The 23,222-nt window shown below is 31.0% G+C and carries 24 protein-coding genes; 20 read left to right on the top strand and 4 right to left on the bottom strand.

All coding sequences use genetic code 11. The features are described 5' to 3' along the window. The first annotated feature begins 29 nt into the window (after positions 1–29). Positions 30–1,061 carry an alpha/beta hydrolase gene (locus tag ACW5YJ_RS13005; RefSeq protein ID WP_017722601.1) on the top strand — a complete coding sequence of 344 codons (1,032 nt, stop codon included), beginning with the start codon at positions 30–32 and terminating at the stop codon, positions 1,059–1,061. A 372-nt stretch (positions 1,062–1,433) separates the two neighbouring features. Here ACW5YJ_RS13005 and ACW5YJ_RS13000 read toward each other — a convergent pair whose 3' ends face one another. Continuing rightward, positions 1,434–1,940 carry a GNAT family N-acetyltransferase gene (locus ACW5YJ_RS13000; protein WP_017722600.1) on the bottom strand — a complete coding sequence of 169 codons (507 nt, stop codon included), beginning with the start codon at positions 1,938–1,940 and terminating at the stop codon, positions 1,434–1,436. A 121-nt stretch (positions 1,941–2,061) separates the two neighbouring features. Here ACW5YJ_RS13000 and ACW5YJ_RS12995 point away from each other — a divergent pair, with 121 nt between their 5' ends. The 5 genes from ACW5YJ_RS12995 to ACW5YJ_RS12975 all read left to right on the top strand — a co-directional run bounded on the left by ACW5YJ_RS12995 (position 2,062) and on the right by ACW5YJ_RS12975 (position 6,937). Then, positions 2,062–2,979, top strand: coding sequence for a Rossmann-fold NAD(P)-binding domain-containing protein (locus tag ACW5YJ_RS12995; protein WP_107551221.1), 918 nt, complete (start codon positions 2,062–2,064; stop codon positions 2,977–2,979). Positions 2,980–2,995: 16 nt separating this feature from the next. Beyond that, positions 2,996–3,670: a response regulator transcription factor gene (locus ACW5YJ_RS12990; RefSeq protein WP_017722598.1), complete on the top strand. Its 675-nt coding sequence runs from the start codon at positions 2,996–2,998 to the stop codon at positions 3,668–3,670. Further along, positions 3,663–4,691, top strand: a complete 1,029-nt coding sequence (locus tag ACW5YJ_RS12985) for a sensor histidine kinase (protein WP_135092227.1) — start codon at positions 3,663–3,665, stop codon at positions 4,689–4,691. The genes ACW5YJ_RS12990 and ACW5YJ_RS12985 overlap by 8 nt, the downstream gene beginning before the upstream one ends. A gap of 607 nt (positions 4,692–5,298) precedes the next feature. Next, the gene (locus tag ACW5YJ_RS12980) at positions 5,299–5,916 is read left to right on the top strand and encodes a DUF47 domain-containing protein (RefSeq protein ID WP_017722596.1); all 618 of its coding nucleotides are present in this window, start codon (positions 5,299–5,301) and stop codon (positions 5,914–5,916) included. A 13-nt stretch (positions 5,917–5,929) separates the two neighbouring features. Then, positions 5,930–6,937, top strand: coding sequence for an inorganic phosphate transporter (locus tag ACW5YJ_RS12975; RefSeq protein ID WP_017722595.1), 1,008 nt, complete (start codon positions 5,930–5,932; stop codon positions 6,935–6,937). A 464-nt stretch (positions 6,938–7,401) separates the two neighbouring features. Here ACW5YJ_RS12975 and ACW5YJ_RS12970 read toward each other — a convergent pair whose 3' ends face one another. Then, complete coding sequence (locus tag ACW5YJ_RS12970) at positions 7,402–8,208, bottom strand: LysM peptidoglycan-binding domain-containing protein (RefSeq protein WP_457338268.1); 807 nt, start codon at positions 8,206–8,208, stop codon at positions 7,402–7,404. 463 nt (positions 8,209–8,671) lie between these two features. Here ACW5YJ_RS12970 and ACW5YJ_RS12965 point away from each other — a divergent pair, with 463 nt between their 5' ends. The 5 genes from ACW5YJ_RS12965 to ACW5YJ_RS12945 all read left to right on the top strand — a co-directional run bounded on the left by ACW5YJ_RS12965 (position 8,672) and on the right by ACW5YJ_RS12945 (position 13,767). Then, entirely contained in the window at positions 8,672–9,337 is a 666-nt protein-coding gene (locus tag ACW5YJ_RS12965; RefSeq protein ID WP_017722593.1) for a Bax inhibitor-1/YccA family protein, read from the top strand. A 318-nt stretch (positions 9,338–9,655) separates the two neighbouring features. Continuing rightward, on the top strand, positions 9,656–11,806 hold the full coding sequence (locus ACW5YJ_RS12960; RefSeq protein ID WP_318755251.1) for an AraC family transcriptional regulator: 2,151 nt from the start codon (positions 9,656–9,658) through the stop codon (positions 11,804–11,806). A 168-nt stretch (positions 11,807–11,974) separates the two neighbouring features. Beyond that, the gene (locus ACW5YJ_RS12955) at positions 11,975–12,331 is read left to right on the top strand and encodes a transcriptional regulator, SarA/Rot family (protein WP_017722591.1); all 357 of its coding nucleotides are present in this window, start codon (positions 11,975–11,977) and stop codon (positions 12,329–12,331) included. 211 nt (positions 12,332–12,542) lie between these two features. Further along, positions 12,543–13,259, top strand: a complete 717-nt coding sequence (locus tag ACW5YJ_RS12950) for a YebC/PmpR family DNA-binding transcriptional regulator (RefSeq protein WP_017722590.1) — start codon at positions 12,543–12,545, stop codon at positions 13,257–13,259. A gap of 1 nt (position 13,260) precedes the next feature. After that, positions 13,261–13,767, top strand: coding sequence for a cupin domain-containing protein (locus tag ACW5YJ_RS12945; RefSeq protein WP_107551941.1), 507 nt, complete (start codon positions 13,261–13,263; stop codon positions 13,765–13,767). Between the two features lie 83 nt (positions 13,768–13,850). On the opposite strand, the gene ACW5YJ_RS12940 is transcribed toward ACW5YJ_RS12945, so the two are convergent. Further along, positions 13,851–14,963, bottom strand: coding sequence for a 5-methyltetrahydropteroyltriglutamate--homocysteine S-methyltransferase (locus ACW5YJ_RS12940; protein WP_017722588.1), 1,113 nt, complete (start codon positions 14,961–14,963; stop codon positions 13,851–13,853). Positions 14,964–15,173: 210 nt separating this feature from the next. On the opposite strand from ACW5YJ_RS12940, the gene ACW5YJ_RS12935 reads away from it, so the two are divergent. From ACW5YJ_RS12935 to ACW5YJ_RS12915, 5 genes are all read left to right on the top strand, one after another. Beyond that, positions 15,174–15,869, top strand: a complete 696-nt coding sequence (locus ACW5YJ_RS12935) for a ribonuclease FAU-1 family protein (RefSeq protein WP_457338267.1) — start codon at positions 15,174–15,176, stop codon at positions 15,867–15,869. A 225-nt stretch (positions 15,870–16,094) separates the two neighbouring features. Continuing rightward, a complete protein-coding gene (locus ACW5YJ_RS12930) occupies positions 16,095–16,949 on the top strand; it encodes a LysR family transcriptional regulator (protein ID WP_017722586.1) in 855 nt (284 codons plus the stop codon). 98 nt (positions 16,950–17,047) lie between these two features. Further along, positions 17,048–18,259: a sugar efflux transporter gene (locus ACW5YJ_RS12925; protein ID WP_107551940.1), complete on the top strand. Its 1,212-nt coding sequence runs from the start codon at positions 17,048–17,050 to the stop codon at positions 18,257–18,259. Positions 18,260–18,261: 2 nt separating this feature from the next. Beyond that, positions 18,262–18,750 (top strand): DUF456 domain-containing protein, encoded by a 489-nt coding sequence (locus ACW5YJ_RS12920; protein ID WP_017722584.1) that lies wholly within the window; start codon positions 18,262–18,264, stop codon positions 18,748–18,750. Between the two features lie 260 nt (positions 18,751–19,010). Further along, positions 19,011–20,171, top strand: a complete 1,161-nt coding sequence (locus ACW5YJ_RS12915) for an MFS transporter (RefSeq protein ID WP_017722583.1) — start codon at positions 19,011–19,013, stop codon at positions 20,169–20,171. 216 nt (positions 20,172–20,387) lie between these two features. Here ACW5YJ_RS12915 and ACW5YJ_RS12910 read toward each other — a convergent pair whose 3' ends face one another. Next, a complete protein-coding gene (locus ACW5YJ_RS12910; RefSeq protein ID WP_017722582.1) occupies positions 20,388–21,071 on the bottom strand; it encodes a DUF1129 family protein in 684 nt (227 codons plus the stop codon). A gap of 101 nt (positions 21,072–21,172) precedes the next feature. On the opposite strand from ACW5YJ_RS12910, the gene ACW5YJ_RS12905 reads away from it, so the two are divergent. The 4 genes from ACW5YJ_RS12905 to ACW5YJ_RS12890 all read left to right on the top strand — a co-directional run bounded on the left by ACW5YJ_RS12905 (position 21,173) and on the right by ACW5YJ_RS12890 (position 23,155). Next, the gene (locus ACW5YJ_RS12905) at positions 21,173–21,640 is read left to right on the top strand and encodes a GNAT family N-acetyltransferase (RefSeq protein WP_017722581.1); all 468 of its coding nucleotides are present in this window, start codon (positions 21,173–21,175) and stop codon (positions 21,638–21,640) included. A 40-nt stretch (positions 21,641–21,680) separates the two neighbouring features. Further along, a complete protein-coding gene (locus ACW5YJ_RS12900; RefSeq protein ID WP_017722580.1) occupies positions 21,681–21,893 on the top strand; it encodes an SA0632 family lipoprotein in 213 nt (70 codons plus the stop codon). Positions 21,894–22,205: 312 nt separating this feature from the next. Beyond that, positions 22,206–22,502 (top strand): hypothetical protein, encoded by a 297-nt coding sequence (locus tag ACW5YJ_RS12895; protein WP_017722579.1) that lies wholly within the window; start codon positions 22,206–22,208, stop codon positions 22,500–22,502. Positions 22,503–22,603: 101 nt separating this feature from the next. Continuing rightward, positions 22,604–23,155: a GNAT family N-acetyltransferase gene (locus ACW5YJ_RS12890; RefSeq protein ID WP_017722578.1), complete on the top strand. Its 552-nt coding sequence runs from the start codon at positions 22,604–22,606 to the stop codon at positions 23,153–23,155. The last annotated feature ends 67 nt before the right edge of the window (positions 23,156–23,222 follow it).

Raw genomic sequence — 23,222 nt, 5'->3', positions numbered from 1 at the left:
ACAATGCATTTCGAAAGGGAAGGTAATGCATGAAGAAAAAACACAAATGGACGATAATTACTTTAAGTATTGTTATTGTAGTAGCAATCTTGACTGCTCTGTTATTAAAACAACAGTATGACCGTCAACATTCACAAGAAATTAAAGAAAAAGTACAGATTAATAATAAAAATGTAAATGCATTTACAAATATAACTTATGGTACTGGTATGCCTAATAGTAGACTAGATATATTAACACCAACTGAATTAGATTCGGATAATAAGTTGCCCGTAATTTTTTGGATGCATGGTGGTGGCTTTATAGCGGGAGATAAACAATATAAGAATCCACTATTATCCAAAATCGCTGAGCAAGGCTATATTGTTGTAAATATTAATTATGCACTTGCACCAGATAATAAATATCCAACGCAGCTACACCAAATTGATCAAGCTGTAAAATTTATAAAACGTAATAAGCATGAATTACCAATGGATTTTGATCAAGTTATTTTCGGAGGGGACTCTGCTGGTGCACAGCTATCTAGCCAATACACGGCAATTCAAACAAATAAATCATTAAGAGAAGATATGTCATTCGAACAACAATTTGAGGCAAATCAATTGAAGGCAGCAATATTTTTCGGTGGTTTTTATGACATGAAAACAGTAAAAGCTACTGAGTTTCCAAGGATACAACTTTTTATGGAAAGTTATACAGGAAAACGAGATTGGGAACAGCAGTTTAAATATATTAGTGAGATGTCTACGATAAATCAGGTTACCAAAGATTACCCGCCAACGTTTTTATCTGTAGGTGACGCAGATCCATTTTATAGTCAAAATATATCATTTTATAAAAAGCTGAAATCGATGGATATTCCGGTGGATAAATTATTTTATGATGGCTCCCATAATTTGAGACACCAATACCAATTCCATATGGATTTACCAGAATCACAACAAAATATGAAAGATGTTCTAAGGTTTTTAAGTAGAAATACAAGTTCATCAGGTGTTGAAACAAATGTTAGCGAAGAAACAACGAATCCTAATGGAGTCGAATTAAACCCTTATTAAATAATAAGAATATATGAAGTGTTATTTGTATCTTATAATGTTAGTAATTTTAGATTGCGACAGTCTTAATATGAGGCTAGCTAAACGCATATAGTATAATCATTAATTTAATTTCAAAAATTGACTACATTCCAGTTATAAAAAAGGAGCGGGACAGAAATCATATTTTCAATAATGATTTTATTGTCCTGCTCCTTTTTAAAATTGTAGTAAAAAGTTGAAAGAGGTCAACTATTAATGATTATAAAACAACATCGGTATTTTAAATTTCTATATCTAAATGATTATATGACAACATTATTATTTGGCTCCTTGTTAATTTATAATTAAACTATAAGTGTGACATGTTTAAATATTATGCTTAGAGGTAGATTAAAATAATAACTTGGCCATTACATATTTGTTGTAATACCTACCGTCGATGTATAATTTATCACGAAGTTCTCCTTCTATTTGATAACCCGCAGTTTTAAATAATTCAACAGCTGTAGTATTTTCAGGTACTACTGTTGCTTCTATACGACGAATGTTATGATTTAAGCACCATGCATCTACAGAATTAATTAAAGATTGGCCGAGGCCTTTTTCTCTGTAGTGTCTAATGACGCCCATTGAAAAATGAGCTTCATGACGTGTGCGTTCAAAATTTTCTGTCGTTACGATTGCAAAGCCGACGAGTTCGCCGTTATTTTCAGCGATATAAATGGCATTGGAAGGTGATGTAATATAGTGCTCTAGGTTTGAAAGCGCATCGTTATTAGAAGGTGCGTATTCCCCTGGATTGTAGATTAAATAATCAGATTCATCATAAATTGTCGTTAATAATTTAACAAATGGATCTACATCATTGATACCGATTTCACGTATTTGATGAACCATGTATGTCCACTCCTTATTTCTATTTTGCTAATGCCTAGTTATAGTATAACTTAACATCATTAGCGTGATATTACTAGGACATATTTATGTTGAGATAAACTAATATAAAGGAAGTATGATTATGAAACCTAACATTTTATTGGCAGGTGTCACAGGCTATATAGGTAAAAATTTAATCCAACATATAAAAAATGAGGCTAATTTATATACATTATCAAAATATCCTAAAGAAGAAGACTTTAAAGAAGTGACATGGTTAAAGAAAGATATTTATAATTATATGGATGTGTTATCAGCGATGGAATGTATAGATATAGCCATCTATTATTTGGATCCCACTAAACACTCTGCAAAATTAACACAAGCCACAGCAAGAGATTTGAATTTAATCGCTGCAGATAACTTTGGTCGGGCAGCTGCTAAAAATGGTATAAGTAAAATTATTTATATTAGTGGAAGTAGATTTGATTATGAAACCATCCAACGTTTGTCGTCATATGGTGTTTTTGTGGAAAAAACAGAAACAACTGTATCGCGTCCACATGTATCGGTGGAACTTCAATCTTCTAAATACGATGATGTTCGTAGTGCTCTAAGCATGCAGCTACCTATGAATTGGACACTAGAACAAATGGTTGAATATTATTTTAAATGGTTGAATGAAACTAAAGGCACATTACTACACACATACAAAGAAGATGAGGATTATATAATATACCTTAAAGATAAGACTAAGCCTATTCTTGTTTTTCATAAAATGCAAATAGAAGAAGACATCATTTCATTACATTTAGTGGGTGGTACATTAGTTAAACCTAATTTATTGAAACAAGGTAAGTTAGAATTTCGTAGACTCAAAAATACGCAAACTGTAGTAGTACATTTATATGATTATATACCTAAATTAGTTTGGCCGGTGTATTATTTAATTCAGTCTCCATTTCAAGGTTTGATGATGAGAGGTTTCGAGATAGATTGTCGAATTAAGCATTTTAACGGGAGAATTCAGTCTGGGGAAGACATAAAATATACTAAATAGATAAAGTGGTGATGACGTGGATATTTTATTAGTAGAAGATGATATGACATTATTTAAAGAATTAAGTGAAGAATTAGAGCAATGGGATTTTAAAATTTATGGTATTGATGATTTTAATGATGTATTAGCTAAATTTGAAGCAGTTAACCCTGCTATCGTTATTATGGATGTGAAACTACCTAAATATGACGGTTTTTACTGGACTAGAAAGATTAGAGAAACATCTAATACACCAATATTATTCTTATCGTCGCGAGACAATCCAATGGATCATGTGATGAGTATGGAATTGGGAGCAGATGATTATGTTCAAAAGCCATTTAACACGAGTATATTAATTGCTAAACTACAAGCAATTTATAGAAGAGTATATCAATTTAGTTTGGAAGAAAAGCGAGTTCTGACTTGGCAAGATGCAACTTTAGATTTGTCTAAAGATAGTATTAATAAAAATGAAGCACAAATTTACTTATCCAAAACTGAAATGATTATTTTAGAAATGCTAGTTAAGAAGCAAGACCAAATTGTTACGAGAGATACATTGATTACTGCATTATGGGATGATGAAGCATTCGTTAGTGACAATACATTAACGGTTAACGTGAATCGTTTAAGGAAGAAATTAGCTGATATTGATATGAGTGACGCGATTGAAACGAAAATAGGTAAGGGATATATGGCGCATGGATAACTTTAAATGGGTTTATATCTTTTTAAGGTCACGGATATACTGGATATTATGGTTTATTTTCTTAAACTTTATCACTCTGCTTATTGCTTATTTAGATTATGATATTAGTGTGGGGAGTACATATTATATTATTATTTTAAATCTAGGTATTTCAATATTGTTCTTGTCGTTCACATTTTTAAAGGAAATTAAATTTTTTAAGCATTTAGATGAAAATGTAGAACCTGAAGCATTAAAGCATAAATCATTGGCGGATACGCCGTTACAGCAAGAAATGGTTAATTATTTATACAACCAAATTACCGATCAAAAATCATTAGTTACGCGTCAGCAAAAGCAAATTCAATCTACTGAAGCATCATTAACAGATTTTGTACATGATATTAAAACACCTGTAACAGCAATGAAACTATTAATAGAAAAAGAACAAGACACTACTAGAAAAAATGCGCTTTTATATGAATGGACACGAATAAACGACATGTTAGATAGGCAGTTATTTTTAACTCGCTTAGAGTCACAAAATAAAGATATGTATTTTGAACATGTGGCACTAAAACGTCTTGTAATTGAAGAAATACAAATCACTCGATATATTAGCCAGTCTAAAGGTATTGACTATGATTTGAATTTTGAAGGTGACTATAAAGTATATACAGATGCTAAATGGTGTCGAATGATGATTAGACAAATTTTATCAAATGCAGTTAAATATAGTGAAGAAAGTACAATTCATGTTCATGCTTATGCCGATCAAGGGCATACAGTTCTTAGAATTACAGATGAAGGTAAAGGGATAAGTGCTAAAGATTTACCACGTATTTTTGAAAAAGGTTTTACTTCCACTAATGATCGTAATGAAACATCAGCTTCTGGGCTTGGTTTATACCTTGTCAATCATGTGAAAGAAAAGTTAAAAATCCATGTATCGGTTTCTTCAGAACCGAAAGTAGGGACAACTATGAATTTTATTTTCCCTAAGCAAAATGAATTGATATCAAGATTATCTGAAAATATATAAATTAATGAGTAATTGCAAAAATATAATAATAAACGTATAGGTATTATAAATTATGTTAGCCAATACGTATTTAGAACCTGAGAAGATTGTTTGTTTCTTGGGTTCTTTTTGTTCCTAACATTATATGGTGGATGTATATGTATTTAAAATTATTTATAAAAATATTTGCAAATTAGTGAAAAAAGTTGTTGAATACAAATAATAAATATGCAATCATATTTAAGGTGAGTTTAATATGAAATAGTTATTAAAATTAATCCAATCTGATAGGTTACAATTTCTAAATATGCAACTATGATTTATAACAATAAAAGTAGTAAAATTTTGTTAATTTTACGAAAATGTAATATTAAGAATTTGTAAATGCAATTGTAGGATTGTAAATTTTGTGCTATTTTCAAATAAGGATAAATCAACATTTATGAGATTTTTTAACCAATAGAAGCAAATGCTCATTTACACAATTTTAACAATAGCGAAATGATTCAAAATGATGAGTGAATTGTAAATCTTGTAAATCTTAATTTATCTTAAATATAGGTATTTAAATTTTTTAAATTTATTGAAGGTGATTGGGGACAATCGCTGTAAATGGAGGATTTTTTGGATGTTTAACAAGAAAAAAGATAAGTTCATGGTGAAACTAGAAGAAATGGTGTTCAATTTAGATAGAGCAGCAATTGAATTTGGGAAAATGGATTTTAATACACACTTAGATTTGAAAGCATACTCTGATAATATTAAAACATATGAGTCGCACGGTGATGAATTAATGCATCAAGTGATCTCAGACTTAAACCAAACTTTTATTACACCAATCGAACGTGAGGATATCCTCTCTTTATGTAATGCAATTGATGACGTATTAGACGCAATTGAAGAAACTTCAGGCATGTTTGAAATGTATTCTATTGAATATACTGATGAATATATGGCTGAATTTGTAGATAATATTCAAAAAGCTATAGCAGAAATGAAATTAGCTGTTGGTTTATTAGTAGATAAAAAATTATCACACATGCGTATTCATTCTATTAATATTAAAGAATTTGAAACAAACTGTGATGGTATTTTACGTCAATCAATTAAACATATTTTTAATAGTGAAACAGACCCAATCACATTAATTAAAATAAAAGAAATATATGAAAGTTTAGAAGAAATTGCAGATAAATGCCAAGCCGTAGCAAATAACTTTGAAACTATAATAATGAAAAATAGCTAAGGAGTCCTAACTTATGGAATATATTTTGATCATCACAGTAGCTATTGTTATTTTTTCACTTATATTTGACTTTATCAATGGTTTCCATGATACAGCCAATGCTGTCGCTACTGCTGTTTCAACGCGTGCCTTAACTCCTAGAACGGCTATACTTTTGGCATCTGTCATGAATTTTATAGGTGCTTTAACGTTCACTGGGGTTGCAGGAACAATAACTAAAGATATCGTAGACCCATTTAAATTAGAAAATGGTCTAGTTGTAGTATTAGCAGCTATTATCGCTGCAATTTTCTGGAATTTATTAACTTGGTATTACGGTATACCAAGTTCATCTTCTCATGCATTGATAGGTTCTATCGCTGGCGCGGCAATTGCTTCACAAGGTTCATTTGCCGTATTACATTATCAAGGTTTTACAAAAATTATAATTGTATTGCTTTTATCACCAGTCATTGCATTCTGTGTAGGGTTTATAATGTACTCGATTGTAAAAGTAGTATTTAAAAATGCGAACCTTACAAAAACTAATCGTAATTTTAGATTCTTTCAAATTTTCACAGCGTCTTTACAATCGTTTTCACATGGTACGAATGACGCTCAAAAATCAATGGGGATTATTACATTAGCTTTAATTGTTGCAGGTATTCAAACGGGTTCTAGCGTAGAACCACAACTATGGGTTAAAATTTCCTGTGCTACTGCGATGGGATTAGGTACTGCTGTTGGTGGTTGGAAAATCATTAAAACAGTTGGTGGTAATATTATGAAAATACGACCAGCTAATGGAGCTGCAGCAGATTTATCATCTGCGTTAACTATATTTGTAGCATCATCACTACATTTCCCACTATCTACAACACACGTAGTTTCTTCATCTATCTTAGGTGTAGGATCTTCAAACCGTATTAAAGGCGTTAAGTGGAATACAGCACAACGTATGATTGTTACATGGGTTATTACATTACCAATTTCTGCAATAGTTGCAGCGTTAATTTATTACATTATTAATTTTTTCTTATAATTTAAGATAAAGCATTCCAAAAGCGGCTGAGACAAATTAATTGTCTCAGCCGTAATTATTTTATAGCAGTAGTTTTAAGGCACATTTCTTAATTTATTGAGTTAGTGGTATTTAGACATAAGCTTTTACTCAGGTGTGCACTTATAAAAATTAGTATTATTTATGTAAAAACTCCAGCTCTTGTAATAAATACATTCAGTTAATGGAACTTACGCTTCAGTATTGGTTAGGATAAATCTTTTAAACTTATCAATCTTAGCTCTCATTGCCAGGGAAGACAATGAAAGCTATTAGATAAATTAATTTTCTGTCTCACACTTTTTTGATTCAAATATAGTGGTATGGAAATGATAAATGGTTAAAATTCATGAGCACAAAATAATAGCCTGAGACATTTATGTCTCAGGCTATTATTTGATTTATTTTACGACTATCATCAGTTTATTCACATAATAAGTTTGTAATTAGTGAATGTAATTATAACTTGAAGCTTGTGATGCAGGGATAGTACGATAATCAACAGTACCTGGAGGTGTATTGTAATTCATTTCTGAAATTAGAATACTACCATCTGGATTTACTTGTTCTACGTAAGCAACGTGTCCAATAGGTCCTTCATAATTTTGCATGATTGAACCAGCACTTGGTGAATTATTTACTGTATAACCATCTGCAGCGGCATTGTTTGCCCAGTGGTCTGCGTTCCACCAATAAGTACTAATTGGTTGACCAGTTTCTGCTCTACGATTAAACACGTGCCAAGTACATTGTCCCCAATCATATAGGTTAGCATCACTTGCAGATGATCCACCCGTATTCGTGTTTGGTGTTTCTGTTGAGCTTCCGCCCGCACCACCAGTTCCTGTTGCACCAGGGATTGTTAATGTTTGATTAGGGTAGATGATATAACCATTTAAATTATTGGCTGAAACAATTTCTTCAACTGAAACGTCATATTTATTTGCAATGATATTTAAAGACTCACCTGATTGTACAGTGTGAGTTGATCCACCAGAAGTAGCGTTTGAAGATGATTCTTGTCCCTGAGAACCACTTCCGCCAATTTCAATGACTTGGCCTGGGAATACAATGTTATTATTAATGTTATTATTTTGTTTAATTTCATCAATTGAAACACCGTATTGCTGTGAAATTGACCATAGTGACTCACCAGATTTTACTGTATGCTGTGTTGATGCATCAGCTTCATGATTTGCTATGAATGCTGCTGCACCTGAAGCAGCTGTTACTGCAAATGCTAACTTTTTCAAAAAAACTCCTCCTTCAATGCCTATGTCTAACAGTGATTATTGAAATAAATACATGTCGTTAGTTTTTTTAATCTCAATTCACGTTTCATACTAACAAAAATCATTTGCTTTGTGTACGTTGTTATAAAGTTGTAATATTATTAATATTTAGTGTTTCACTGAGAATTGTTCGATAAATGCCTTTGTATAGAGGTTTATAAGCATGTGTTACATTTCACTTGTAATTAACTTTATTTAAAATGTAACATTAACTATTAACAAAATAGTAATTTTAACATTAAAATTGTTAGAAAATACATTCGTCATGTTTGCTAATCAATGAAACAGTGAACATTTAAAGTATTAATAATTGCAATCGTAGGACATTGTGAAAATTTACATGCTATACATATATCCCATAAATGTTATGATTAAACGCATATTATTTTTATAAATAGTTCTATAATGAGAAGGAGTGAGTAAATTGGCTGAATCAACACAACATGTAAACAAGCAGCAAAACCAATCTAAAAACCAATCTAAATCACAGTCACATGCATATAGTAAAGTATGGCTATTCTTTATGTACTACTGGATTATTTTTGGTATTGGTTGCTATTTTGGGCAGTTCTTACCTATGGAATGGAGAAAACCACTTTCATTCGTACTTCTTGCCTTAGTACTGATTACGGTTATCTTTAATCGGGCACGTAAATATGGTTTAGTAATTTCCCACATTTACGCGATTGTTGTAGGTTTATTATCTTATGCAACGTTCACTGCATATTTACAGAATTTAGGACCAGAGGTATTTTTCAAAAATATCATTTTAGCAATTTCAGCGTTTATTGTTTTTGGTATTATCGGCTATTTTTTAATTGGTAATGCGGCTAGTATGGGAAAATATTTATTTGTTACTTTAGTTGCGCTTATTATAGCAAGTTTAATCGGTATGTTTATACAAAATCCAATTTTCCATACGATTATAACGGTAGTAGGCTTATTACTATTTTTACTCTATACTTTGTACGATTTCAATCGTATGAAGCGTGGGCAATTTTCTCCAAGAGAAATGGGCTTTAATTTATTTGTGAATCTGTTGCATATCATCAAGTATGTATTAAGACTTGCAACTAAGTTTAGAAAATAATAAAATTTTAATAATCAATTTGATGAAGACACCTTCAAAAAGACCTTGTGAAATGAGAGGTTTTTTGAAGGTGATTTTTATTTGATATCATTTTTTGATGAAACAGTCTTTTTAAATTTTAAAAAATACAATGCAACATTTTTAAAATTGAGTTTAATTAATGAAAAAAGTTGACAAAATTATTTGTTTTATACAAAATTATCTAAAGACAAAAAATACTTATTTAAATAATTAAGATATAAAGTACCAACTTTAGCTTTTATGATAGAGTGACATTTTAATGCATAGCGTATGACAATATTTGAAAGAGGTTAAATTATGAAAGCGCAGTGCTTAAATATTATTTCTAAGGATAATTATCCTACGAAACGTGTAGCTGACGGCTTATTACTAATATTTCCTTTAAAAGGAATCACAGAGATACAACATTTTATAACAGATATAGAAGTTGAAAATGACTTGTTTATAATCAATAACTCTGAAATTTTTACAATTAAAAGGAATGAACAAGCGATTAAGTTGTACATTGCAAGTGATTGGTTTTATGAGCGTGGCTATGATTTTTTTGCTTATCAATATACATCTAACTTAATCCAATCTTCCAATGCATTATTCCAATCTATACTTAGCTTAACTCAGCATCAATTAAATCAAACGTTGACTGAACCATTGTTTGAGTCCTACATGAATAATATTGTCGATATTATTGCTTCTGAAGCAAAAGTCGACATAAAATATTTGAAACAACAAACAGACTATTCATTTTATGGTATTACAGGAGAAATACTGGATTATGTTAACAACCATTTAGAAGAAAAATTAACGTTAAAAGAAATTGCTAATAAACTTTTTATTTCGCAATCAAATATATCGACGCAATTTTATAATACGTTGGGGATGAGCTTTAAAACATATATAGATACTTTAAAACTTTCAACATCGATATCCAGCTTACTAACAGGGAAATCTACAATAAGCGAGGTATCCGACTACTATGGATTTAGCAATTCTGCTATCTATAGTAAAAAGTTTAAACATTATTTTGGTTATTCACCTAAGGACTATCGTCTACTTTCAAAATTGGATAAATCATTTCCTTTTACATCAGAGGATTATAATACTAGTGCAATCGCTGAAATTCAGAATATAATAGCTGAACGACTTAACAAACTTAATGTTCAAAATAATTATATATGTATTGATTTGCAGCATATTAAAGAGTCTACTAACGATACTATTGTAATTCAAATTCATAGTATAGAAGAGTTTCATAATTTGTTTGCGAATAAAAGTATGAGTTATCTATTTGAAGGTACACAAAAAGTGATTATTTATTGCATGATAGATCCGAGAAAGTTACGGGAAACATTTATGGATAAATCTTATGGCTTGATTAATTTTGTTTATCACGCAAATGTGAATCTTGCGTTTCAAATTACTAGTAATGACGATGTTAATATATATATCGATCAAATATATAGTCAATATCAAGCTTATTTACAGGCACATCCAGAATTGTCAGAAAAACATATGCATTCAGTGAGTTACATCTTTAATGTTGAGAGTATGACTATCAAAGAAATTTATCGTAATATTATTAAAATTCAGCAGTATAGAGAACATGTGAAATTTGGAATTGATATTACACATTTATTCAATAACCCTGAATATTTTAAATTGATGGAGAAGCAGATGAAACGTATAGGATTTGATTATTTCTTTATAGATAATCATAAATTAACTTCTCCTTATTTGAGTGAAGATCATGAAGACTTGCTTATAAAACAAGTGTTTAAGTTTAGTAATATTAAAAAGATTATGAATGATATGGAATTGGAAGAAAGAGCATACTTTCTTTTGAATGTGCATAATAATTACTTATTAAATGATGACAATATGGAAATTATCGAAAGTCCGCCGTTATTGATGGGTATGTTTAAACAGATGCGTGAATATTTTACAGGCGTTGGGATAGATTTATTCCAGCAACAAGGTGAGAAAAATGCATTATATTTATATGATCAAAAAGGATTTCGCTCTGTTTTAGGTAATATGTATGAAAGAATAATGGAGAAAATGAGATATGAAGTGAAAGATTTTGAATATTATACGATAGTAAATCAACCAGAGAAAATTTCAATTTTTATAAATGATTGGCGTATAGGGGAAAGTGAAACTGCAGAAAGTGAATCGCAAAATATACAAATACATTTAAATTTTAAAGATAAGGCTTTGAAACGTCCTTATATTATTTTTTATGAAAAAATAAATAGTACGTTTGGAAATATAAATGGTATTATTGCGCCAGCTTTAAGAATTGAATATACGTGGTCAGATGAATTAATTAGCAAAATCGATGAGTATAATAAACCGCATTTTAGCGTTATGCAACATCATTTTGAAGAAGAGAATTTGACTATTGATTTAAATTATAATACTGTTCATATTATTGATATTTACAAAAATTAAAATATTATTATATTTCACCTCTTTTGAAAATATGCGTAGCAAAATATAATTTATCGTTATTCGTAATTTTGACAAATCTATAATTATAAATAATAAGGACATAGACTTGTAATTTATGGATAATTGTATTGTATTGCTTACTTACTAGCATTTGGAGGTGTAACAACAGTGAATAAAGACAAAAAAGAGCAATTTTTAAATATTTACAAAAAATACAAAAGTTTAATGCACTACATTGAATCAAACTACAAATTGACTATGAATGACGTTGCAATTTTAGAATTGATAGAACAAAATTGTAGTGAAAATAACATGTTAATGCAGCCATTTCTAAAAATTGCAACTACTGAACTTGAGTTAAGTAGGACTAAGGTGCTTGCATCGATTCGCAGATTGATTGATCAAGATAGAGTAAGCAAAATACGTTCAACTGAAGATGAACGTAAAGTATACTTATTTATGGATAATGAAAATGCGCAAAACTATAAAATTTTATTAGATGATATTGAAGGATATGTAAAATAAATAAAAGTATATTTTAACGGCTTTAATAGTCTAAATAAAATAATAAAATAAAAAGCTACAGGTATTTACTTTATATGGTAAGTATCTGTAGTTTTTATAGTTTAAAAGGACTTGAGTTCAACTGATGTGCGTAAATCTATATTCTAAAGCAAAAATATTGTATAATATATCATATTAATAGATGTAGTAATCGAGAAAGCGAGATGAAATCATGGGACGTAAGTGGAATAATATTAAAGAAAAAAAGGCCCAAAAAGATAAAAATACAAGTAAAATTTATGCGAAGTTTGGTAAAGAGATTTATGTAGCAGCTAAATCAGGTGAACCTGACCCACATGCCAACCAAGCTTTACGTTTAACATTAGAACGTGCCAAAACTTATTCAGTTCCGAACCACATTATTGAGAAAGCAATTGAAAAAGCTAAGGGATCTGGTGAAGAAAATTATGATGAATTAAGGTATGAAGGTTTTGGTCCAAATGGTTCAATGATTATTGTTGATGCTTTGACAGACAATGTAAATAGAACTGCTTCAGATGTACGTGCAGCATTCGGTAAAAATGGAGGCAATATGGGTGTATCAGGATCAGTCGCTTATATGTTTGAATATACAGCTGTATTTGGTTTTGAAGGTAAATCAGTAGACGATACATTAGAAGAATTAATGGAAAAAGATGTGGACGTTAGAGATGTGATTGATGAAAATGGATTAACTATTGTATATGCTGAACCAGACCAATTTGCTCAAGTACAAGATGCATTAAGAGAAATAGGTATTGATACTTTTAAAGTTGCGGAATTTGAAATGTTACCTCAATCTGATATTGAATTATCAAAAGAAGATCAGGAACAATTCGAAACACTTGTTGAAGTATTAGAAGATTTAGATGATGTGCAAAACGTATTTCATAACGTGGATTTGAAATAATATGAATCAACACATACAATCATGGATTTCACAATTACAACTGCAACCGCACCCAGAAGGTGGTTTTTATAAAGAAGTAATTAAAGGTACTACAGATGATACAAATCAAAGAGCGCAGTATTCTAGTATTTATTTCTTATTAACGCATGACAATATTTCACATTTCCATCGTATAGATGCAGATGAAATTTGGTATTATCATGATGGTGACTCACTTACGATTCATATGATTCATCCTGATGGTAGATATGAACAAGTATCTTTAGGGAAGAATATAGAAGCGGGTGACGTATTACAGTATGTAGTACCAAAAGGAACCATATTCGCATCATCAGTTGAAGGGCAAAATGATTACGCACTTGTTGGATGCATGTGTCAACCTGCATTTGAGTTTGAACATTTTGAATTATTGAGCCAAAGTTGGTTAAACGAACAATATCCTAACTTAGAAGATATCAATATGCGTTATGCATTATCTTCTGAAGCCATTGAACAAAACAAATTTTAAATTCTATAAAAAATAGATTCGAGAGCCCGAGACATTACTTTATGTCTCGGGCTCTCGAATTCTTAAGAATTTTTCACTTTATGTTATTTTGCAGTGCCAAATACTTCTTTTGCAATTTCTACTACATAAGCAAGTTTTTGCCATTGTGCATCTTCCGTAAGTTTATTACCTTCTTCGGTAGAGGCAAATCCACATTGAGGACTCAAACAAATTTGATCTAATTTCACATATTGTTGAGCTTCTTCAATACGCTTAAGTATAGTATTTTTATCCTCAAGTTCACCAGTTTTTGAAGTGAATAAACCTAGTACAGCTGCTGATTTATCATTTGGGAAATAGCGTAAAGGTTCAAAGTCTCCAGAGCGATCATCATCATATTCTAAGAAAAATCCGCCTAAATTTTCTTGGAATAAATAAGGAGCTACTGGTTCGTAACCACCTGAAATTGCCCAAGTAGACTGGTAGTTACCTCGACAAACGTGTGTTGTAATGAGTAAATCTTCTGGCAATCCTTGTACTGCTTCGTTGACGACACGGAATGCGAGTTGACGTGCGGCTTCTTTTTCATCTTCGGTGCGATCACGACCACGTGTTTTTTGAGTTCCTGATGTTAGGTTTGCCCAATAAACATCATCTAATTGAATATAACGCGCGCCCAGTTCATAAAATTTTAATAGGCTATCATGATATGCTTTAGCAACATCATGTGAATACGCTTCAATATCTGGATATATTGTTTCATTCAAAATGTTTGGATGGAACAGTTGGTTAGGGCTAGGAATAGAGACTTTTGATGTCCCGCGGCCGTTTACTTTTTCATGTAAGAATTGGAAATGTTCAAAATGGGGATGGTTCGGGTTAAATGCAACCTTGTCTACAATCTTCACATTATGATTTCTAGTTTCAACACCTTCGAATTCTAAACCGTGTTCAGATGTATAGCCTTGAACACCTTCTAAGTTTTCTAAGAAGTCAAAATGCCACCAACTTCTACGAAATTCTCCATCTGTAATACTATGTAACCCTACTTCTAATTGTTTTTCGATGATATGTTCAATCTCTTCATCTTCAATAGCTTTCAATGTTTGTGAATCTATTACATTATTTTTATAATCTTGTCGTGCTTTTTTTAAGCGATCTGGTCGTAATAAACTACCAACATGATCTGCTCTAAATGGTCTATGGATAACTGTCATGGTTAGGCTCCTTTATTTATGGAATTTTCTGAAAAATATAGATAAAATTTAACAGACTTCTGTGAAATTGTCAATTTCGCTTTTACACTATGAAATATAGTACAATAATACTAATCAAATTTTAAAGTTAAAAATAAAAGACATCAATATAATTCATGAGATGACATGGGAGAAACAGTTTTATATAATAATGACAAGGAGTTGGTGACAGTGAAAGTAAAATATATTGATAAGCGTCACTGGCGTCGCATCATTGATAGAGAATACACAGAGGTCAAAGTGAACAATAATAAGTTTAAAGGTATTATTGGTTTAGTCACTATGAAAAAAGTTCGAGAGCCATTAGAGGTATCAGTTGTTGGACAAAACATTATTGTTGCTGATGACAACTATCAGTGGTTACAAATCTTACCTGAGAAAAAACGTTATAGTATTACAGTGATGTTAGATGACAAGGGCAACCCATTAGAATATTATTTTGATATCAATTTAAAGAATGTTACACAGAAAGGGAATGCACGTACGATTGATTTATGTTTAGATGTGCTTGTATTGCCAAATGGGTCTTATGAACTTGTTGATGAAGATGATTTACAACGTGCATTGGATACAGGACAAATTACTAAAAAACAATATCATGAAGCATATGTAATTGCGCATCAGCTCATGATAAAAATTGATGCTGATTTTCCAACTATGCAAGAGAAAATTATGTATTGTTATCATAAAATTAAACAGAAAGCAAAAGGGCAGAAACATAGTAAACATAAGCCAAAAGTGAACAAACATAATACTCATAAACCCAAACAACACACACATGATAAATATAAACACCATAAACATAAACACCATAAACATACATCTACGCATAAACAAGGACAACAAAAGACTTCACATCATGAATAGAGCTAATATATGTAAAGTAATTGAAGTGTAGTTTTATATGAATCGCAAACGATGCAAACTCCAAAAAATCATGTATTGAAAAGGCATATAAGTATATAAATAAACGTGTTATAGTGAATATTACATGTATAATGGAAAACTTAGAATTACATTTAGTCTACACAAATAAAAATGAGAGTTATTATACGATAATTAACAGGGGCTTATAAAAATAGGGGGATAATTATGAAGATTGACGATTATCGCTTGTTAACTACTTTGGATGAAACAAAAACACTGAGAAAAGCAGCCGAAATTCTTTATATTTCACAACCTGCAGTTACGCAAAGACTTAAAGCGATTGAAAATGCTTTTGGCGTCAACGTTTTTATCCGAACTAAGAAACAATTGATTACGACGACTGAAGGTACGATGATAATTGAACATGCTAGAGAAATGCTGAATAGAGAGCGTTTGTTTTTAGATAAAATGCAAGCGCATATTGGTGAAGTCAATGGAACAATATCAATCGGTTGTTCATCTCTGATTGGCCAAACCTTGTTACCTGAGGTGTTGAATTTGTACACGAGACAATTTCCTAATGTAGAAATTCAAGTTCAAGTTGGCTCAAGCGAACAAATTAAGGCAAACCATAGAGATTATCATGTCATGATTATTCGTGGTAATAAGATTATGAATTTAAGTAACACACATCTTTTTAATGACGAGCATTACTTTATTTATCCTAAAAATAGGAATGATGAACTAGAAACAATGCCTTTTATCGAATTCCAAGCAGACCCAATTTATATTAATCAAATAAAGGAATGGTATGGAAGTCAAATTGGGCAAGATTACCACGCAATGATTACAGTAGATCAAGTGGCAACTTGTAAAGAAATGTTATTAAATGGTGTTGGAGTAACAATATTACCAGAAATTATGATGAAACATTTAGATCGCGAGTTGTTCGAATTTAAACGTGTGGATATCGATAATAAATCGCTCATACGTTCTACGTTTTTAAGCTACGATTCAAGTATGACACAATTGCCCCAGGTAGAGTCATTTATAAATCTAATGATGGAATATGTTGAGTAATAAAACAGCTATAGATTTTATTTAAGATTTTATTTTATAATATTAAAGTTATTGCACTGACGAAGAAATATATTATTAAGAGAATAGAGGTTGTCTACATGTTTAGTGCCTTATTACATATTAAAAACTACAAATTATTTGTAGTGAATATGATGCTATTAGGTATGGGGATAGCAATTACAGTACCTTATTTAGTATTGTTTGCCACAAATGATTTAGGTATGACTTCCACGCAATATGGATTATTGTTAGCCTTAGCTGCAATTAGTCAATTTATAATGAATACGATAGTTGCGCGCTTTTCTGATACGCATAATATTAATAGAAAATTAATAATAATTGCAGCCTTATTTATGGGGGCAGTTAGTTTTTCAATTTATTTCTATATACATGAAATATGGATTTTTATAGCAATGTATGCTATTTTCCAAGGGTGTTTTGCGCCAGCGATGCCTCAAATGTATGCATCAGCACGTGAATCAATTAATGCTTCTGCATCAAGAAATAAAGCTAAATTTGCCAATGCAGTTTTGCGGTCTATGTTTTCATTTGGCTTTTTATTCGGTCCTTTAATCGGGGCCTTACTACTAAGTGCTAATGGTTATTCCGGCTTGTTTGGTGGTACGATTACAATCATTATCTTCACCTTACTATTGCAAGTATTTTTCTTTAAAGATATAAAGACAGAACACACTGTTTCTGATGTAAATCATGTTGAGACAACAGCTCCCAATATGTTAAAGGATAAATCACTATTTGTTCCGTTTTTAGCGTTTATTTTACTGCATATAGGGCAATGGATGTATACATTGAATATGCCGCTATTTGTGACGAAATACCTTAATGAACCAGAAGGTTTTGTTGGTGGATTAGCAAGTTTATGTGCTGGATTGGAAGTGCCCTTTATGGTTATTTTAGGCATATTATCAGCAAAAATGACAACACGTACATTACTCATGTTAGGTGGCCTCTTCGGAGGATTATTTTACTTTAGTATTGGCGTGTTCGAAAGTTTAGCTATGATGTTTGTAGGCCAAGTATTTTTAGCGATATTTTTAGCAATACTACTTGGTTTAGGAATCAGTTACTTTCAAGATATATTGCCAGACTTTCCGGGCTATGCCTCAACATTATTTGCTAATGCGATGGTTATTGGACAATTATGTGGTAACTTGTTAGGTGGTATAATGAGTCAATGGGTTGGTTTAGGAAATGTCTTCTATGTTTCTGCAGGGTCTATATTTATAGGTATGATTCTCATTTTCTTTACTAAAGATCAAAAATTTACAGAAGAAAGTATGAGTAGTTAATAATGACAATTATTTTATGGTTATGTATTATAGTGGCATTTGTCTTAGCGTTTATAGGTTTAATTAAGCCGGTTATTCCATCTGTACTTGTCTTATGGGTTGGTTTCCTAATTTATCAATTCGGTTTTCATAATGGTAATTTGTCATGGGTGTTCTATGTATCTATGATTTTGCTTACACTATTTATAATCGTTGCAGATTTTATAATGAATCAATACTTTGTTAATAAATTTGGTGGTTCAAAAAAAAGTGAATACGCAGCCCTTGTTGGTGTTATTGTAGGGTGCTTTGTATTTCCGCCTTTCGGCATTATTATTGTTCCATTTGCTGCGGTATTAATTGTAGAAATGATTCAAGAACCAAATTTTTCAAAAGCTTTAAAAGCAAGTTTTGGTTCGGTGGTAGCATTCTTAGCAAGTACTATTGCACAAGCTATTATCATGATTATTATGGTAGTATGGTTTTTTGTAGACGCATTACTAATTAATTAAAGTCATATTTTGAGCTAATAGTTTCATCTTGAGAATAAAGTGAGCAATTCATTTAATTCTAAGAGTATTGTTAGCTCTTTTTTTTGTGAAAAATTATCACTCGAAAATTAAATTAGAACTATTAAATACATACATAATTTTAATGAAAGCGCATTAATATAATAAATTAATAAAAAATTAAGCAATTGCCTTGTTTTCGGTAACTTTATTTTAGTATAATCACAAACATGTTTAAAAAACGGAATAGGAGGGGAGTCGAAATGAAATATCCAATAGCTATATGGATGCTGGCTATCGGTGCATTTGCAATCGGTATGACAGAATTTGTAATTATGGGACTTTTACCAAATATTGCAAGGGACTTTGGTGTAACTGTGAGTCAAGCAGGACAGCTAATTACTGGTTATGCATTAGGTGTCGCCATCGGTGGACCAATCATAGTTATGTTAACAATAAAATGGAATAGAAAGTATCTATTATTAGTGTTAATGGTCATCTTTATTTTAGGTAATTTTGCTGCTTCATTTAGTACGAGTTATGGATTTATGATGACAAGCCGTATTATTACATCATTAGCGCACGGCTCATTCTTTGGTATAGGCTCTATACTAGCTGCAAATATGGTTAGACCAGAGAAAAGAGCAAGTGCTATGGCTTTAATGTTTATGGGACTAAGTTTAAGTAACATCTTAGGTGTGCCATTCGGTACATTGGTTGGTCAGAATTTCGGTTGGCCAATGACATTTATTGTTATTTCTGTTATTGGTGCGATAGCTTTAGTAGGAATCATTATTTTTGTGCCAATGCAACGTGAAACAGTTAAATCTTCAGTATTAAATGAATTGAAAATTTTGAAAGAGAAGCGTTTATGGTTAACATTAGCAGTAACACTATTTGGTTTTAGTAGTGTATTTGCTTATTTCACATATATTTCTACAGTCTTAACTGATGTATCTAATGTTCAAGAACATCTTATTTCATACTTACTAATTATATTTGGTATAGGTGTTACATTAGGTAATGTCGTAGGTGGTAAACTTGCAGATTGGAATTTAAATAGAGCTTTACAGATGATATTTATAGTATTTATTATATATTTCGTACTGTTATACTTTATCCAAATGAACGGATTCTTAATGGTCGCAGGTATATTCTTCTTTGGTCTAATAGGATTTAGTATGAGCCCATCACTACAGTTCAAAAGTACTTTAATTTCAAAAGATGCGCCAACGCTTGCTAGTACATTGAATCAATCAGCATTTAATCTAGGGAATGCTTTAGGTGCCTTCATAGGAGGTTTAGTCGTTACACATTTACCAGTAGCGTCTCTAAGTCTTATCGCCCCTATTTTGACAGCGATAGGCTTAATATTCTTATTTATCAGTGTTGCAGTTGAGAAAAAAGAAGGCATGACAACTTAAAGTAGTGCTGCCATAATTAATAAAATTGGGATATATAAAGTTTCAATTTTCCATCTACACCTGTTCAGAAAAGGTAATAGAGTTTAGATATCATAAGTAGAAATATTTTTAATTCAGCTAGATACTGAGCTATATAAAGCAAGAGCCTGAGACATAACTCTATATGTCTCAGGCTCTTGCTTTGTTTTTAAATATTAAAATCATGTTCTCACTAAATCATAGTGAAGTATTTGCATCTTTATTAATATAGTGATGATCGATATACAATGAGATTGGAATAATTATGAAAGAAATAATAATAAATGTCCAATTACTAATGAAAATGTAAGGGCCTACAGCAAGCGCTGCTTGGGGCACAAAAAATACATAAAATATTGCACATAACAACAATATAATACTGATATATGTCATAATCCAAGTCCAATGTGATTTGGTAAAACATTGCATTTGTACAGTTTTAAATACCATCCATATAAAAATGAAAATAATACTAATACCGACGAGTAACATTATCGGAAACGTATATATATATAGTCGTTTGGCGCCGATAAAAAAGCCAATAAACCCCTTTAGGAAACAAAAAATACCAAAGAAAAGGAGAATATGTTGATAAATATATTTGAATATGTTGAAGAGTGTCTCATTCGGCAATTTTTTAATTTCTTTTTTTGCGTGTGATTTAGGATCATGATCAAAGAAATCCATAGCGAGCGTGCCTTCTTTTTCGGCTTGTAATAATTGAGTTAATATACGATTTAACATCTTTTCGGAATCATGGGGATTCACACTTAGATCGGCACGTACATATGTCATATAGTTTTCGAATGTTTCTCTATCAGTATTGTTTAATCGTAGTGATTTTACATTATTTTCACGCATTAATCTTTCAGTAGATTTCATTTTAATTCCGCTACCTTTTTTATAGAATGTAAGAATAAGATATGGCTTATTATGACGAATATCACCACATAAATCAACTTAACTTTTTAAAAGGAGGAATTATGAAACAACTTTCACTATCGCAAAATCAATTTATAGAAGAAATTGCAAACATACATGAACAACAACTTGAACAACAGTATCATGATTACAAAAAAACTAATTTGTCAGTTGCTTTGCGTATAGAAATAATTGAGCGAAGTTTGAAATTAGAAACGAGTCGAATTTTAATTGAAACACTGGATGGTGTCTTACTAGGATTTGTATGGGGACGAATTGAGACAATTGGATGTAAAGTTGTGATTGAAATGCTCTATGTCCGTCCTGAATATAGACATCAGGGTGTAGGTGGCAAATTGAAATCATCCATTGAAGCGTGGGGGATTAGTAAAGGTGCTCAAAAAATAGAAAGCACCGTTGCATATAGCAACAAACAAATGATTGAAATGAATTTAAATATGGGTTATCAGGTAGAGAAGGTAATTATGTCTAAAAAACTATCAGTAATTAATGAAGATGTTAATAATTAATGATAAAATTAATATATTATAATGAAAAAGGAGCTCTTACATGAAAAGATGTTTGACACTCATATTAGCAGCGACAGTTACATTAACAGCTTGTGGTAAAGATGATGAAAAAGCATCATTGGAAAAAGATGTTGATAAATTAGAAAAACAACAAAAAGATTTGAAAAAGCAAAAAGATAAATTAGAAAAAGAACATGATAAGTTGAAGGATAAATCTGAAAGTTTAGAAAAAGATATAAACTCAGAGACCTAAAGCGCATAGATTATTGGATAGTCGAATGAAATACAGAGAATTAAAAAATATATCTGTATAATATACAGAAATTAGATTTAATTATTTTTTTAAATACGTTGTAATATTTCCTAGGAAATCATTGTAATATGGTTTTACTAATTGTTATAATGGGTATCATTAAACATAATGTGGATTAGTAAATACGTATAAAAATGCAATGAAGTTGAAATACAAGGTAGTTATTAATTAATCATTCAAGCTTGAGTTAACGACTGGTTTGGAGTAAGTTATATTTTGATAATTTCCTTACATAGAAAAGAGGTAATGAATATGCACGAACAAGATTTCAATTTATTAGAAGGCAGAACTATTACTTTACCAGAATTAGGTAGAGAAATAGAAAATATTACAGGTAGAGAAATAAAAGACTCTACAGGTGAAATTAAACGTGTGATTGCACACTTACCAAACTTTGAATCTGATACAGATACTTTTGTAGCTACTTACAGATTAAATCATAAAAATGATTTTATTGATGCAACATTCACTGCACCAAAAAGTGAACGCGGCCGTTTGAAAGAAGTTGCAGTAAACGTAGAGTTGATTAGTTATATTTCAAGAGCTTAAATGTTGATTATTGATAGAATATGTAGGTAGCGCGATATGAATTGTTTCGTAACGCGTTACTTTTTTATAGAAATTTATTTTCCAGTATAGAGGTGTAACATATGACAGTTTATATTGAAACTGAACGTTTAAGGTTACGTGACTGGCGAGAGGAAGACTTGCTACCATTTCAACAAATGAACGCAAATCAACAAGTTCGTAGATATTTTCCTAGTTTATTAAGTTATCGACGTTCAGAACACGATATGAATAAAATGGATGAAGTTATATCAAAATATAATATTGGCCTATTCGCTGTTGAATTGAAAGAGACGAATGGTTGGTTAGGTTTTATTGGATTGAATTATGTGCCTAAAGAAAGTAAATATACATTTGAAGAGTTGCCATTTTATGAAATAGGATGGCGTTTAATCCCTGAAGTATGGGGGAATGGTTTTGCTACAGAAGGTGCGGAAGCTGTATTGAAATATGCCAAAGCTCAAGGTTTAGAAGATATTTATGCCTTTACTTCAGAGAATAATGCAGCTTCTAGAAAAGTGATGGAAAAAATCGGCATGAAATTATATGATTATTTTGAGTATCCTAACCTTAGTAAATATCATCCACTTAAAAGACATGTTAGATATTATAAAGATTTATCAAAAAATGTCTGAGAAGCGTTTTTTGATAATGCGCATTGTAATTCCTACAAATGCATAGGGATTAAGTTAAAGGCTGAGA

It is taken from the genome of Staphylococcus sp. mip270_02 (genome assembly GCF_054031535.1).
This window is presented reverse-complemented; position numbering and strand designations above follow the sequence as displayed.

What these genes read in the sequence shown, in the direction of transcription:
- ACW5YJ_RS13005 (WP_017722601.1), top strand. Translation starts at nt 30, where the DNA reads ATGAAGAAAAAACACAAATGGACGATAATTACTTTAAGTATTGTTATT.
- ACW5YJ_RS13000 (WP_017722600.1), bottom strand. Translation starts at nt 1,940, where the DNA reads ATGGTTCATCAAATACGTGAAATCGGTATCAATGATGTAGATCCATTT.
- ACW5YJ_RS12995 (WP_107551221.1), top strand. Translation starts at nt 2,062, where the DNA reads ATGAAACCTAACATTTTATTGGCAGGTGTCACAGGCTATATAGGTAAA.
- ACW5YJ_RS12985 (WP_135092227.1), top strand. Translation starts at nt 3,663, where the DNA reads ATGGATAACTTTAAATGGGTTTATATCTTTTTAAGGTCACGGATATAC.
- ACW5YJ_RS12980 (WP_017722596.1), top strand. Translation starts at nt 5,299, where the DNA reads ATGTTTAACAAGAAAAAAGATAAGTTCATGGTGAAACTAGAAGAAATG.
- ACW5YJ_RS12975 (WP_017722595.1), top strand. Translation starts at nt 5,930, where the DNA reads ATGGAATATATTTTGATCATCACAGTAGCTATTGTTATTTTTTCACTT.
- ACW5YJ_RS12960 (WP_318755251.1), top strand. Translation starts at nt 9,656, where the DNA reads ATGAAAGCGCAGTGCTTAAATATTATTTCTAAGGATAATTATCCTACG.
- ACW5YJ_RS12950 (WP_017722590.1), top strand. Translation starts at nt 12,543, where the DNA reads ATGGGACGTAAGTGGAATAATATTAAAGAAAAAAAGGCCCAAAAAGAT.
- ACW5YJ_RS12945 (WP_107551941.1), top strand. Translation starts at nt 13,261, where the DNA reads ATGAATCAACACATACAATCATGGATTTCACAATTACAACTGCAACCG.
- ACW5YJ_RS12940 (WP_017722588.1), bottom strand. Translation starts at nt 14,963, where the DNA reads ATGACAGTTATCCATAGACCATTTAGAGCAGATCATGTTGGTAGTTTA.
- ACW5YJ_RS12930 (WP_017722586.1), top strand. Translation starts at nt 16,095, where the DNA reads ATGAAGATTGACGATTATCGCTTGTTAACTACTTTGGATGAAACAAAA.
- ACW5YJ_RS12925 (WP_107551940.1), top strand. Translation starts at nt 17,048, where the DNA reads ATGTTTAGTGCCTTATTACATATTAAAAACTACAAATTATTTGTAGTG.
- ACW5YJ_RS12920 (WP_017722584.1), top strand. Translation starts at nt 18,262, where the DNA reads ATGACAATTATTTTATGGTTATGTATTATAGTGGCATTTGTCTTAGCG.
- ACW5YJ_RS12915 (WP_017722583.1), top strand. Translation starts at nt 19,011, where the DNA reads ATGAAATATCCAATAGCTATATGGATGCTGGCTATCGGTGCATTTGCA.
- ACW5YJ_RS12910 (WP_017722582.1), bottom strand. Translation starts at nt 21,071, where the DNA reads ATGAAATCTACTGAAAGATTAATGCGTGAAAATAATGTAAAATCACTA.
- ACW5YJ_RS12905 (WP_017722581.1), top strand. Translation starts at nt 21,173, where the DNA reads ATGAAACAACTTTCACTATCGCAAAATCAATTTATAGAAGAAATTGCA.
- ACW5YJ_RS12900 (WP_017722580.1), top strand. Translation starts at nt 21,681, where the DNA reads ATGAAAAGATGTTTGACACTCATATTAGCAGCGACAGTTACATTAACA.
- ACW5YJ_RS12895 (WP_017722579.1), top strand. Translation starts at nt 22,206, where the DNA reads ATGCACGAACAAGATTTCAATTTATTAGAAGGCAGAACTATTACTTTA.
- ACW5YJ_RS12890 (WP_017722578.1), top strand. Translation starts at nt 22,604, where the DNA reads ATGACAGTTTATATTGAAACTGAACGTTTAAGGTTACGTGACTGGCGA.